Source organism: Streptomyces sp. NPDC085944 (assembly GCF_040686295.1).
GTDB classification, from domain to species: domain Bacteria; phylum Actinomycetota; class Actinomycetes; order Streptomycetales; family Streptomycetaceae; genus Streptomyces; species Streptomyces salinarius.
In genome coordinates this window covers 93,367-106,315 of sequence record NZ_JBFBJX010000007.1, presented here as the reverse complement: position 1 = coordinate 106,315, position 12,949 = coordinate 93,367, and the positions used below count along the sequence as shown (strand labels likewise).

General features: G+C 70.2%; 12 protein-coding genes. All 12 read right to left on the bottom strand.

Going from position 1 to position 12,949, the window contains the following annotated elements:
- Nucleotides 1-278: 278 nt before the first annotated feature.
- On the bottom strand, nucleotides 279-1,469 hold the full coding sequence (divIVA, locus tag AB0P07_RS15880; RefSeq protein ID WP_365550561.1) for an apical growth/hyphal branching protein DivIVA: 1,191 nt from the start codon (nucleotides 1,467-1,469) through the stop codon (nucleotides 279-281).
- A 55-nt stretch (nucleotides 1,470-1,524) separates the two neighbouring features.
- Entirely contained in the window at nucleotides 1,525-1,809 is a 285-nt protein-coding gene (locus AB0P07_RS15875; RefSeq protein WP_007448661.1) for a YggT family protein, read from the bottom strand.
- Nucleotides 1,810-1,891: 82 nt separating this feature from the next.
- On the bottom strand, nucleotides 1,892-2,533 hold the full coding sequence (gene sepF / locus AB0P07_RS15870) for a cell division protein SepF (protein WP_102930922.1): 642 nt from the start codon (nucleotides 2,531-2,533) through the stop codon (nucleotides 1,892-1,894).
- Nucleotides 2,534-2,661: 128 nt separating this feature from the next.
- Entirely contained in the window at nucleotides 2,662-3,381 is a 720-nt protein-coding gene (locus AB0P07_RS15865) for a YggS family pyridoxal phosphate-dependent enzyme (RefSeq protein ID WP_365550558.1), read from the bottom strand.
- Between the two features lie 6 nt (nucleotides 3,382-3,387).
- A complete protein-coding gene (gene pgeF / locus AB0P07_RS15860) occupies nucleotides 3,388-4,116 on the bottom strand; it encodes a peptidoglycan editing factor PgeF (protein WP_365550555.1) in 729 nt (242 codons plus the stop codon).
- Entirely contained in the window at nucleotides 4,113-5,321 is a 1,209-nt protein-coding gene (ftsZ, locus tag AB0P07_RS15855) for a cell division protein FtsZ (RefSeq protein WP_061445250.1), read from the bottom strand. The genes pgeF and ftsZ overlap by 4 nt, the downstream gene beginning before the upstream one ends.
- A gap of 288 nt (nucleotides 5,322-5,609) precedes the next feature.
- Nucleotides 5,610-6,404: a cell division protein FtsQ gene (ftsQ, locus tag AB0P07_RS15850; protein WP_365550552.1), complete on the bottom strand. Its 795-nt coding sequence runs from the start codon at nucleotides 6,402-6,404 to the stop codon at nucleotides 5,610-5,612.
- A 23-nt stretch (nucleotides 6,405-6,427) separates the two neighbouring features.
- Nucleotides 6,428-7,522, bottom strand: a complete 1,095-nt coding sequence (murG, locus tag AB0P07_RS15845) for an undecaprenyldiphospho-muramoylpentapeptide beta-N-acetylglucosaminyltransferase (RefSeq protein ID WP_365550550.1) — start codon at nucleotides 7,520-7,522, stop codon at nucleotides 6,428-6,430.
- A 6-nt stretch (nucleotides 7,523-7,528) separates the two neighbouring features.
- Nucleotides 7,529-8,899, bottom strand: coding sequence for a putative lipid II flippase FtsW (gene ftsW / locus AB0P07_RS15840; protein ID WP_365550547.1), 1,371 nt, complete (start codon nucleotides 8,897-8,899; stop codon nucleotides 7,529-7,531).
- A 77-nt stretch (nucleotides 8,900-8,976) separates the two neighbouring features.
- Nucleotides 8,977-10,392, bottom strand: a complete 1,416-nt coding sequence (murD, locus tag AB0P07_RS15835; protein WP_365550545.1) for a UDP-N-acetylmuramoyl-L-alanine--D-glutamate ligase — start codon at nucleotides 10,390-10,392, stop codon at nucleotides 8,977-8,979.
- An 8-nt stretch (nucleotides 10,393-10,400) separates the two neighbouring features.
- A complete protein-coding gene (gene mraY, locus AB0P07_RS15830; RefSeq protein WP_362344023.1) occupies nucleotides 10,401-11,492 on the bottom strand; it encodes a phospho-N-acetylmuramoyl-pentapeptide-transferase in 1,092 nt (363 codons plus the stop codon).
- Nucleotides 11,492-12,922 (bottom strand): UDP-N-acetylmuramoyl-tripeptide--D-alanyl-D-alanine ligase, encoded by a 1,431-nt coding sequence (murF, locus tag AB0P07_RS15825; RefSeq protein ID WP_365550543.1) that lies wholly within the window; start codon nucleotides 12,920-12,922, stop codon nucleotides 11,492-11,494. Before murF ends, mraY begins: the two co-directional genes overlap by 1 nt.
- Nucleotides 12,923-12,949 lie beyond the last annotated feature (27 nt).

Genomic DNA, 12,949 nt, shown 5'->3' with positions numbered 1-12,949 from the left:
GAAAGCTCAGAGGGCCCGCATCCGGGAGATGCGGGCCCTCTGCCGTACCCTCCGCAGCCGCGGGCAGTCGTGCCTCCCCCAGTGCCTGAACGGCCTGGGAGGTACCCCCAGGGCGGCACGGGTGGGCGCAGCGGCACCCGGCAACGCCGGGCAGCGCGCCCACCTCCGCGCCCGCACCATCGCCCCGCACCTCGAACCGCGCACACCAAAGGGCGGGCCCCGGGTCAGAAACCCGGGGCCCGCCCTGAACGCTGCCGACGGCTACGCCGTACTACAACTCAGTTGTCGTCCTCGTCGATCAGGAACCCGCGCATCGGCGAAGGCGCCTGCCCCATCGGCGACGGCCCCTGCGGCCGCACCGGCGCCATCGGCTGGGTCATCGCCGGCGACATCTGCTGCTGACCGCCGTAGGACGGACCCGACTGGCTCGGACCGCTGCCCATCGACTGGTTGCCGCCGTAGGACGGGGCGCTCGCGCCGGCCGGTGCCATCGAGGGCGCCGGGGACGGCGGCAGAGAGGCCGTCGCGGGCGTACGCGGCGGGGCGAGCGAGTCGTCCGCCTGCGTCTCCAGCTGGCGCAGCTGCGACTCCAGGTAGGACTTCAGCCGCGTGCGGTACTCGCGCTCGAAGCCGCGCAGGTCCTCGACCTTGCGCTCCAGCGTGGCGCGGGCGGACTCCAGGGAGCCCATCGCGACGCGGTGCTTCTCCTGCGCATCCCGCTCCAGGGCGTCCGCCTTGGCACGGGCGTCCCGCTCCAGACCCTCGGCACGCGAACGCGCCTCGCCGACGATCTTGTTGGCCTCGGAACGGGCCTCGGCGATCGCCTGGTCGGCGGTCTGCTGGGCCAGCGAGAGGACACGGGCGGCGCTGTCGCCACCCGGACCGCCCTGACCGGGCATGCCGGGACCACCGGGGCCGCCGGGACCCTGCGGGCCGCCCATGGGGCCGCCCATCGGACCGGGACCCATCTGGCCCTGCATCGGCCCCGGACCCTGGCCCATCGGCCCCGGACCCTGGCCCATCGGGCCGGGACCCTGCGGGCCACCCTGGCCGCCGGGGCCGGCGGGCAGCTGCGGGGCACCGCTCGGCAGCTGGGGCGGGCCACCCATGGGGCCACCCATCTGCTGCTGCGGCGGGCCCGATATGCCGGCGGGCACCGGAGCGCCGGGACCTCGCATGCCCTGCTGGGGCATGCCGCCCTGCTGCGGCGGACCCTGCTGCTGCTGGTGCTGCTGCTGCTGCTGATCCTGCGGCGGTTCCGGAGGCTTGCGCATGTTCTGCTGGTTCTGCGCGGCCGCGCGCGTGGCGGCGGCCAGCTTGGCGCGCAGGTCCTCGTTCTCGCGGAGCAGTCGGGTCAGTTCGGCTTCGACCTCGTCGAGGAAGGCATCGACCTCGTCCTCGTCATAGCCTTCTCGGAGGCGGACGGTCGTGAACTGCTTGTTCCGCACGTCCTCGGGGGTCAACGGCATCTCTTCACCTCAACGTTGTCGTCGGCATTCGGCAAGCCCGTATCTCTCTCATCGATCACAGCCGGCTCACGATCGAGATCAGGATGTAGACGATGATCATCAGCACGAAGAAGGACAGGTCGAGCGCCACGCCCCCGAGACGCAGCGGCGGGATGAACCGCCGCAGAAGCTTCAACGGTGGATCGGTGACAGTGTAGGTGGCCTCCAGAACGACCACCATCGCCTTGCCGGGTTGCCACGAGCGGGCGAACTGGAAGACGTAGTCCATGACCAACCGGAAGATGAGCACGATGAGGAAGCACATCAGCGCGATGTAGACGACATCCAGGACCACGCTCATGACCCTTGCTTCCCTCTCCCCTGAACCATCTCTCGGACCCGTTGTCGGATCCGTGTGTCTTGCTCACTGCCGGTGGTGCGTCTCAGCTCTGGTTGAAGAACCCGCCCTCTGCGATGCGGGCCTTGTCCTCCGCCGTGACATCGACGTTAGCAGGAGACAGCAGGAACACCTTCTGCGTCACCCGCTCGATACTGCCGTGAAGACCAAACACCAAACCGGCCGCAAAGTCGACAAGTCGCTTCGCATCTGTGTCATCCATCTCAGTGAGATTCATGATCACCGGAGTGCCCTCGCGGAAGTGTTCCCCGATGGTACGGGCCTCGTTGTAGGTCCGGGGGTGAAGCGTGGTGATCCGGTAGGGCTCTCGTTCGGACACGACCTTGGGCATGATGACCGGTGCGCTCTTTTCCAGGCTTGCGCGTTCTTGTGTGATGGACGCCACGGGCGCGATGCGCGCCGGACGACTCGATTCCGCCGCGAGCGAAGAGGAACGGGGCATGGGCTCGCGCTGCGCGGGCGGTTGGACGACTCGCACCTCTTCGTCCCTTTGGGGCTGATGTGAACCATGTGACTGGTGCGCCGGTTCGTGGCGTCGGTGATCCCGCTCGGGTTCCGGATCCAGTTCGGGTTCGAAGTCGTCGTCGGGGTCGAACCCCCGGCCGTCGTACCCATCGTCCTCCACGAGGCCGAGGTAGACCGCCATCTTGCGCATCGCGCCGGCCATGCTCTGAGTCCTCCGCTCTGTGGTGGATCTGCTGACGACTCCAAGTGCCTGCGATCCACGAGGTCGTTGCGTCCGCCTTTCGGCGGTAATGACCATATTTTCTGCTGTGGTCCGACTTCTTGGCGACGTTACCCGAGCACGGGGCGGACTCCGAGTACCGCAGTGCCGACGCGTACATGTGTCGCTCCGGCGGCCACGGCCTGTTCGAGGTCCGCACTCATCCCTGCGGAGACCATGTTCGCAGCCGGATGGGTTCGGCGCACGCGGGTCGACAAATCCATGAGGTGCTCGAACGCCGCCTGTTGGCGTCCCGCGTACTCGCCGGTGAGCGGGGCCACGGTCATCAGCCCGTCGAACCTGAGCCCGTCCGATCCGGCGACCAGGTCGGCCAACTCTTCGATTCCTTCGGGCGAGACGCCGCCGCGCTCCCCGCGCCCGCTCTCCCCCGCGTCGAGCGCGACCTGGAGCAGGCAGCCCAGCTCGCGGCCGGCCCGTACGGCCTCCTTGGACAGGGCCGTGACGAGCCTGGCCCGGTCCACGGACTGCACGACGTCCGCGTAACCGACCACGGAACGCACCTTGTTCGTCTGCAACTGGCCGACGAAATGCCACGAAAGCGGCAGATCCGAGCATGCGGCGGCCTTCGGCGCGGCGTCCTGGTCGCGGTTCTCCGCGACGTGGCGCACCCCCAGTTCGGAGAGAATGCGCACATCGTCCGCCGGGTAGGTCTTGGTGACCACGATGAGGGTCACGTCTTCGCGCGGGCGGCCCGCGGCCGCACACGCGGCGGCGATGCGCTCTTCCACTGTCGCCAGATTGGCGGCGAGTTCCTGCTTACGGTCCGTCATGCCCCATCAGTCCAGCCAGACATAGCCCGCGAGCCGCCCGGTGGTGCGGTCGCGTCGGTACGAGAAGTGGTCCTTCGACTCCCGGGTGCACACCGGCGACTGCGCCCGGTCGCGCACCCCGAGGCGCTCGAGCTGCGCGTGCACTCCGGCGCTCACGTCGACGGCCGGCGTGCCCCAACTCGTGTCGGCGTACGCGGCCGGCTCGACGGCGGCCACCTCCGCGCGCATCGCCTCGGGCACCTCGTAGCACCGGCCGCACACGGCGGGTCCGGTGCGGGCGACGATCCGGGCGGGGTCGGCGCCGAGTTCGGTCATGGCCCGTACGGCGGCGGGGACGACCCCGGCGACCAGTCCGGGCCGGCCCGCGTGGGCCGCGGCGGCGATGCCGGCGACCGGGTCGGCGAGCAGGACGGGCACGCAGTCGGCGGTGAGGACGGCGAGGGCGAGACCGCGTTCGGCGGTGACGACGGCGTCGACCCGCGGCACCGGCCGGGCCCCCCAGGGTGCGTCGACCCCGGCGACGTCGGCACCGTGCACCTGGTTCATCCAGACCACCCGGGCCGGGTCGGCGCCCAGTGCCTTGGCCGCCAGCTCCCGGTTGGCCGTGACGGCGGCGGGGTCGTCGCCGACCGCGCCGCCGAGATTGAGCTCCTCGTACGGAACGGCGCTCACTCCGCCCCACCGGTCGGTGAAGCCGAAGTGCGCGCCGTTCACGGTGTCGCGCTGTCCTATCACTTCAGGAAGTCCGGCACGTCCAGTTCCTCGGCCGCGCTGTCCGAGTAGGTGCGGGACGGCGGGACCGGCGGCGGGGAGACCGGCGGCAGGTCGCTCACCGGCTCCGGCGCGGGGGCCGGCTCCGGCTCCTCCTTCGGCTTGACGCTGCCGAGCGAGCCGAACGACGGCCGGCTCTCGGGCTGCCGGGCCGGAGCGGGCTCCTCGCGCTTGGCCTGGGAGGAGGCGCCGAGGACGTTGTCCCGCTGCTTGGAGGGCGGCTGGCCCCCGTCGAAGCCGGCCGCGATCACGGTGACCCGCACCTCGTCGCCGAGGGCGTCGTCGATGACCGCGCCGAAGATGATGTTGGCCTCGGGGTGGGCGGCCTCGCTGACCAGCTGGGCGGCCTCGTTGATCTCGAACAGGCCGAGGTCGGAGCCGCCGGAGATGGAGAGCAGCACCCCGCGGGCGCCGTCGATGGACGCCTCGAGCAGCGGGGAGGAGATGGCCATCTCGGCCGCGGCCACCGCGCGGTCGTCACCGCGGGCGGAGCCGATGCCCATGAGGGCGGAACCGGCTTCGGACATGACCGACTTGACGTCGGCGAAGTCCAGGTTGATCAGGCCGGGCGTGGTGATGAGGTCGGTGATGCCCTGCACACCGGAGAGCAGCACCTGGTCGGCGGACTTGAACGCGTCGAGCACGCTGACCTGGCGGTCCGAGATGGACAGCAGCCGGTCGTTGGGGATGACGATGAGGGTGTCGACCTCTTCGCGGAGTTCCGCGATGCCGTCCTCGGCCTGGTTGGCCCGGCGCCGTCCCTCGAAGGTGAACGGGCGGGTGACCACGCCGATGGTGAGGGCGCCCAGCGAGCGGGCGATGTTGGCCACGACGGGTGCGCCGCCGGTGCCGGTGCCGCCGCCTTCACCGGCTGTCACGAAGACCATGTCGGCCCCCTTGAGGACCTCCTCGATCTCCTCGCGGTGGTCCTCGGCGGCCTTGCGGCCGACGGCCGGGTTGGCTCCGGCGCCGAGTCCGCGGGTGAGTTCGCGGCCGACGTCGAGCTTGACGTCGGCGTCGCTCATCAACAGCGCCTGTGCGTCGGTGTTGATGGCGATGAACTCGACGCCCTTGAGACCGACCTCGATCATCCGGTTGATGGCATTGACACCACCGCCGCCGACACCGATGACTTTGATGACTGCGAGGTAGTTCTGCGGTGCTGCCACGTCGAAGGCCTCTCGCCTCGAGTTACGTGTCGCCCGACCGCCGAAGCACTGATGCCCCCGCGACCCGACGACTGATGCCGATTGGGACGGTCCGTAGCGCCGACCCGAACCCTAACGCTGAAGTTTAGGGTTACCAGTGTGTCTGTTCCTTGGACTCTTCCGAACAGGACACTAAGTCGACAAGTGGCGCACGTTCAACGAACACGCCGAACCTCCCGTTTTTCTTTTCACCCTATGTGATCAGCCGTAGCGCTGCCCAACCAGGGTGCTGGCCTGCACGTATACGCGTCAACTCCCGGATGACGCCGGGGCGGTGGGAACACTCACGTCGAAGTGCCGTGCGTCCGGCGTCGCTTTCATGAGCGCGGTGAGCGCGCGCGCCTTGCGCGCACCCTGCTCACCACTGCCCCACGACACGGCCCGCTCGCCGCTCAACTCCAGCGAGATGTCGTCGTAGGAACGGACCTTGACGACCCGTGTGCCCCGGGCGACCCGGTCCGGGAGCCGGCCGGCCACCCGTACCGCCTCGCGGACCAAGCGGTCGTCGTCGAAGCGGCGCAGACTCGCCGCGGCGGAACCGGAACGGGCGGGTTCCAATTCCAGCTCGGGCACGCCTTTCGGAGCGCGGGAAACCGTGGCGAAACGGACGCCTTCATCGTCCACTTCCACGAACTTTCCACCCTTTTGCACAATCAGGACCGGAGTACGCTCCGTCACTTTCAGCCCGATTCCGTGCGGCCAGGAACGCTCCACCTCGACCTCGTCAATGCGGGGCAATTTCCGGCGCAGTCGGGCCTCGACCGCTTCCGTGTCGACCGAGACCAGCGGGTCCCCGACCGGCACGTCGGCGGCCTCGCGCACCTGCGCGGGCGTCAGGACGCGCGTTCCCGACACCGACACCTGTTCCAGCCGCGTCCAGTTCGAGCCGTAGAGCACCCAGACGGTTCCGCCCGCGACGAGCACGAGCGCCATGGCGAGAATGATGATCGTACGAAGGCGGGGCGGGCGGAAGCGGCGCGCGCGGGGCGGGCCGGACGACTCCTGCTGGCGTGCACCGCGTTCGGCGGTGGTCGGTCCGGCCACGCTCCCCTGCCTTCCGTCAGTGTCTAGCGGTGTGCACGGGCGGAGATCGCCTCGTACACCATGCCGACGAGGAGGTCGTCGGCGTCCCGGCGGCCGAACTCGGCGGCGGCGCGGGACATCTCGTACAGCCGGTGCGGGTCGGCCAGCACGGGCAGGACGTTCTGCTGGAGCCACTCGGGCGTGAGGTCCGCGTCGTCGACCAGCAGTCCGCCACCGGCCTTGACCACCGGCTGGGCGTTGAGCCGCTGTTCGCCGTTGCCGATGGGCAGCGGGACGTAGGCGGCCGGGAGCCCGACGGCGGAGAGTTCGGCGACGGTCATCGCGCCCGCGCGGCAGAGCATCATGTCGGCGGCGGCGTACGCGAGGTCCATCCGGTCCAGATAACTTACCGGGACGTACGGGGGCATCCCCGGCATCTGGTGGACCTGCGGCAGTTCGTTCTTGGGACCGACCGCGTGCAGGATCTGGATCCCGGCCTGCTGGAGCCACGGCGCGACCTGCTGGATCACCTCGTTGAGGCGGCGGGCGCCCTGCGAACCGCCGGTGACCAGCAGCGTCGGCAGGTTGGGGTCGAGCCCGAACATGGCGCGGGCCTCGGGCCGGGCGGCGGCGCGGTCGAGGGTGGCGATGGAGCGGCGCAGCGGGATGCCGATGTAGCGGGAGTTGCGCAGCTTGCTGTCGGGGGTGGAGACGGCGACCTGCGCGGCGTAGCGCGAGCCGATCTTGTTGGCCAGGCCGGGGCGGGCGTTGGCCTCGTGCACGATGATCGGCACGCCGAGCCGCTTGGCCGCGAGGTAGCCGGGCAGCGCGACGTAGCCGCCGAAGCCGACGACCGCGTCCGCCTTGGTGCGCTCCAGGATCTGCTCGGTCGCCTTGATGGTGCCGCGCAGCCGGCCCGGGACGGTGATCAGCTCGGGGGTGGGCTTGCGGGGCAGCGGTACGGCCGGGATCAGCGCCAGCTCGTATCCGCGCTCGGGCACCAGGCGGGTCTCCAGGCCGCGTTCCGTGCCCAGGGCCGTGATCCCCACGGTCGGATCCTGCCTGCGCAGGGCGTCCGCGAGGGCGAGCGCGGGCTCGATGTGGCCCGCGGTTCCTCCGCCGGCGAGTACGACATGCACCGAAATTCACCGCTCTCCGGACGAGCGCGCCGCCGAGGCGCGCCGTCTCATCGTGTTCCAACTCCCAGGGCTCCGCTTGGCCGCGGGTCCCCTGGCTCCCCGCTTTCTACCAAAGCGAGGTTGCCGCAGCGCAAGCGCCGCCCGCGCACCGGGTTCGTCACGCGCGAAGGCGATCAGCAGACCGACGGCGAACATGGTCGGCAACAGGGCGGAACCCCCGTAGGAGAACAGCGGGAGCGGGACGCCGGCGATCGGCAGCAGCCCGAGGACCGCACCGATGTTGATCACGGCCTGGGCCGTGATCCAGGTGGTCACGCCTCCCGCGGCATACCTCACGAAGGGGTCCTCCGTGCGTCCGGCCACGCGGATACCCGCATAGCCTAGAGCCGCGAACAGGGCGAGCACCGACAGCGTCCCCGCCAGGCCCAGTTCCTCACCGGTGACGGCGAAGATGAAGTCGGTGTGCGCTTCGGGGAGTTGACCCCATTTCTCCACACTGGCGCCGAGCCCGGAACCGAACAGCCCGCCCGAGGCGAGGGCGTAGATGCCGTGCACCGCCTGCCAGCAGGAGTCGCCGGGGCCGGGGTCGGTGGCGCCGAGGCAGTTGAGCCGGGCCATCCGGTTGGGGCTGGTCTTGATGAGGATGAAGCCGAGCAGCATCGCGATGGACAGCACGCCCGCGAACAGCCGGGTGGGCGCGCCGGCCAGCCACAGCAGGCCGAACAGGATCGCCGTCAGGATGATCGCGGTCCCCATGTCGCCGCCGATCATGATCAGCCCGAGCAGCATGAACGCGGCGGGCACCAGCGGCACCAGCATGTGCTTCCACTGGGTCAGCAGCTTCTTGTCGTGCTTGCGGGCGAGCAGGTCGGCGCCCCACAGCACCAGGGCCAGCTTGCCGAACTCGCTGGGCTGGATCTGGAAGGAGCCGCCCAGTGAGATCCAGTTCTGGTTGCCGTTGACCGCGACTCCTATCCCCGGCACCTGGACCAGGATCATCAGGAAGACCGCCCCGGCGAGGATGGGGTAGGCGAGGGCGCGGTGCAGCTTGACCGGCATCTTCATCGCGGCGACCAGGAGCCCGGCGCCGATCAGCGCCGCGAGGGCCTGCTTGCGGAAGAAGTACGAGCCGGGCAGCGACAGCTGGAGCGCGGTGATCTGGGAGGCCGAGTAGACCATCACCAGGCCGAGCACGGTGATGAGCGCGCTGCCGCCGCAGATCAGGTAGTAGGCGGTCAGCGGCCGGTCCCAGGCGCGGCGCAGACGCAGGTACAGGCTCAGCACCGGGTTCTCGCGCGGCGGCCGCGGCGCGGCGGGTCGCCTGACGGCCCGCTGGACGGGCGGACGTCCGGTGCGGCTCTGGGGACTACCGGGCATCGCTGCCTCCGCTGTACGTCGGCATGGACCGTCCCACGCGTCCTCCCGAGTTCACCCGGCGCGGGAGCGCGGCCGGGTCAGGCGCCGAGTTCGCGAACGGCCTGCGCGAACGCGTCACCGCGCTGGTTGTAGTTGGTGAACATGTCCATGGAGGCACAGGCCGGGGCCAGCAGCACCGTGTCACCCGGCCGGGCGAGCCGCCGTGCCTCCTGGACGGCCTGGAGCATCGCACCAGTGTCGGTCCGGTCGAGGTCGACCACGGGTACTTCGGGGGCGTGTCGCGCCAGGGCTTCGCGGATCAGGGCGCGGTCGGCGCCGATGAGGACCGCGCCGCGCAGCCGCTTCGCCGCGCCCGCGACCAGCTCGTCGAAGGTCGCGCCCTTGGCCAGTCCGCCGGCGATCCACACGATCGACTCGTAGGCCGCCAAGGAAGCTTCGGTGGCGTGGGTGTTGGTGGCCTTGGAGTCGTCCACGTATGCCACCCCGTCCACGTCGGCGACGTGCGCGATGCGGTGGGCGTCCGGCGTGAAGGCGCGCAGCCCGTCCCGTACGGCGGCGGCGGAGACGCCGAAGGCGCGGGCGAGGCCCGCGGCGGCAAGGGCGTTGGCGATGTTGTGCGGGGCGGGCGGGTCGACGTCCGAGACCTCGGCGAGTTCCTGGGCGTTCTTCTGCCGGTCCTCGACGAAGGCGCGGTCGACCAGGAGGCCTTCCACGACGCCGAGTTGGGACGGTCCGGGCGTGCCGAGCGTGAAGCCGATCGCCCGGCAGCCCTCCTCCACGTCGGCGGCGCGGACCAGGTCCTCGGTGGCCTTGTCGGCCACGTTGTAGACGCAGGCGACGCGGTTGCCCTCGTAGATACGGCCCTTGTCGGCGGCGTAGGCCGCCATGGAGCCGTGCCAGTCGAGGTGGTCCGGGGCGAGGTTGAGCACGGCGGCGGAGTGGGCGCGCAGCGAGGGCGCCCAGTGGAGCTGGTAGCTGGACAGCTCGACGGCGAGGACGTCGTATTCGGTGTCGCCGGTGACCGCGTCCAGCAGGGAGACGCCGATGTTGCCGACGGCGGCGGTGCGCAGACCGGCCGCCTTCAGGATCGAGGCGAGCATCTGGACGGTGGTGGTCTTGCCGTTGGTGCCGGTGACCGCCAGCCAGGGAGCGGGCTCCCTGCCGTCCAGGCCGCGCAGCCGCCAGGCCAGCTCCACGTCGCCCCAGACCGGGACGCCGGCCTGCCCGGCCGCCGTGAACAGGGGCTTGGTGGGCGTCCAGCCGGGTGCGGTGACGATCAGCTCGGTGCCTTCGGGAAGCGTGTCCCCGTCGCCGAGGCGCACGGTGACACCGAGCGCCTCCAGCTCCGCCGCCTGTGTCCGGGCGCGCTCGTCGTCGCCGTCGTTGACGACGGTCACGTGCGCGCCGAGTCCATGCAGGACCTTGGCGGCCGGGACGCCGGAGACGCCGAGTCCGGCGACGGTGACGTGCTTGCCGGTGAATTCCGAAGGCACCGAGGAGGTCACTTGTCCGTTGCCCATCCCGCGTAGAAGAGGCCGAGTCCGACGATCACACAGATGCCCTGGATGATCCAGAAACGGACCACGACAAGGACCTCGGACCAGCCTTTGAGTTCGAAGTGGTGCTGGAGCGGCGCCATCCGGAAGACCCGCTTGCCGGTGAGGCGGAAGGAGCCGACCTGGATGACCACCGACATGGTGATCAGGACGAACAGGCCGCCGAGGATGGCCATCAGCAGTTCGGTGCGCGAGCAGATCGCCAGACCTGCGAGCACACCGCCGAGCGCGAGCGAACCGGTGTCGCCCATGAAGATCTTGGCCGGTGAGGTGTTCCACCACAGGAAGCCGAGGCAGGCGCCCATCAGCGCGGACGCGACCACCGCGAGGTCCAGCGGGTCTCTCACCTCGTAGCAGGCGCCCGGGTTGGTCAGGGTCAGCGCGTTGGCGCAGGACTCCTGGAACTGCCAGACGCCGATGAAGGTGTAGGCGCCGAAGACCAGGACGGAGGCGCCGGTGGCCAGCCCGTCCAGGCCGTCGGTGAGGTTCACGCCGTTCGACATCGCGAGGATCATGAACAGCGCCCAGACGACGAACAGCACCGGGCCGATGGTCCAGCCGAAGTCGGTGATGAACGACAGCTTGGTGGAGGCCGGGGTGTTGCCCCGGTTGTCCGCGAACTGCAGCGAGAGCACGGCGAAGCCGATGCCCACGATCAGCTGGCCGGCCATCTTCGCCTTGGCCCGCAGGCCCAGCGAACGCCGTTTGACGATCTTGATGTAGTCGTCGAGGAAGCCGACCAGGCCCATGCCGACCATCAGGCCGAGCACCAGCAGGCCGGAGAAGGTCGGCCCCGCGTCGATGTCCGGGTCCAGGTAGCTGGTGATGCCCTTGGCGAGGAAGTACGCGGCGACCGTCGCCAGGATGAAGGCGATACCACCCATGGTCGGCGTACCGCGCTTGCTGGCGTGCTCGCGCGGTCCGTCGTCACGGATGTACTGGCCGTAGCCCTTGCGGGCCAGGAGCTTGATCAGCAGCGGGGTGCCGACCAGCGTCAGGAAGAGGCCAATGACTCCTGCGAACAGGATCTGCTTCATCATCGGGCGGCGACCTCACCCTCGGCGCCGGTCTCGAGCAGCGCCGAGGCGACGCTCTCCAGACCCACCGAACGGGACGCCTTCACGAGCACGACGTCCCCCGGGCGCAACTCGCTGCGCAACAGGTCGACCGCCGCCTGTGCGTCGGACACGTGCACCGACTCCTCACCCCACGAACCCTCGTTATATGCGCCCAGTTGCAGCCATTGGGCTTCCCTGCCCCCGACCGCGACGAGCTTGCTGACGTTGAGCCGGACGGCGAGCCGTCCGACCGCGTCGTGCTCGGCGAGCGCCTCGTCCCCGAGCTCGGCCATCTTGCCGAGCACCGCCCACGTGCGGCCCCCCTTCGCCCGTGCGGCCTCGCCGATGGCAACGAGTGCACGCAGCGCGGCCTTCATGGACTCGGGGTTCGCGTTGTAGGCGTCGTTGACGACCGTCACGCCGTCCGGGCGCTCGGTGACCTCCATCCGCCAGCGGGAGAGGGAGCCCGCCTCGGAGAGCGCGGTGGCGATCTCGTCTGCGGACATGCCCAACTCGTGGGCGACGGCGGCCGCGGCGAGCGCGTTCGACACGTGGTGCTCACCGTACAGGCGCATGGTCACATCGCTTGCACCGGAGGGTGTGTGAAGGCTGAAGGAAGGCTGTCCGGTGTCCGTGAGTCGCACGTTCTCGGCGCGAACGTCCGCTTCGTCGGACTCTCCGAAAAGGAGCACCTTCGCCTTCGTTCGGGAGGCCATGGCCCGTACGAGCGGGTCGTCCGCGTTGAGGACCGCGGTGCCGCCCTCCTCGGCCGGCGGCAGCGCCTCGACCAGTTCGCCCTTGGCCTGGGCGATCTGCTCCCGGCCGCCGAACTCGCCGATGTGCGCGGAGCCGACGTTGAGGACGAGGCCGATGCGCGGCGGGGTCAGCTCGCACAGGTACCGGATGTGGCCGATGCCGCGGGCGCCCATCTCCAGGACGAGGAACTTCGTCTCGTCGGTGGCGGTGAGCGCGGTGAGCGGCAGCCCGACCTCGTTGTTCATCGAGCCGGGCGTGAACACCGTGGGCGCCTTGCGGCGCAGGACCTGGGCGATCAGGTCCTTGGTGCTGGTCTTGCCGGCCGACCCGGTGAGGGCCACGAGGGTGGTGCCGAGGCGGTGTACGACGTGCCGGGCGAGGGCGCCGAGGGCGGCCTGGACGTCGTCGACGACGATCGCGGGCACGCCGACGGGACGGGAGCCGAGGACGGCCACCGCTCCCGCTTCGACGACCTGCGCGGCGAAGTCGTGGCCGTCGACCCGTTCGCCGACGAAGGCGACGAAGAGGCTGCCGGGCCCGGCTTCCCGGGAGTCCCGGACGACCGGCCCGGTGACCTCGGCGGACGCGTCCGGTATGTCGTGCATCCGCCCGCCGACGACTTCTGCGATCTCGGCGAGTGAGAGGGTGATCACAAGTTCGTCCCCTGGATCAGGATCGGC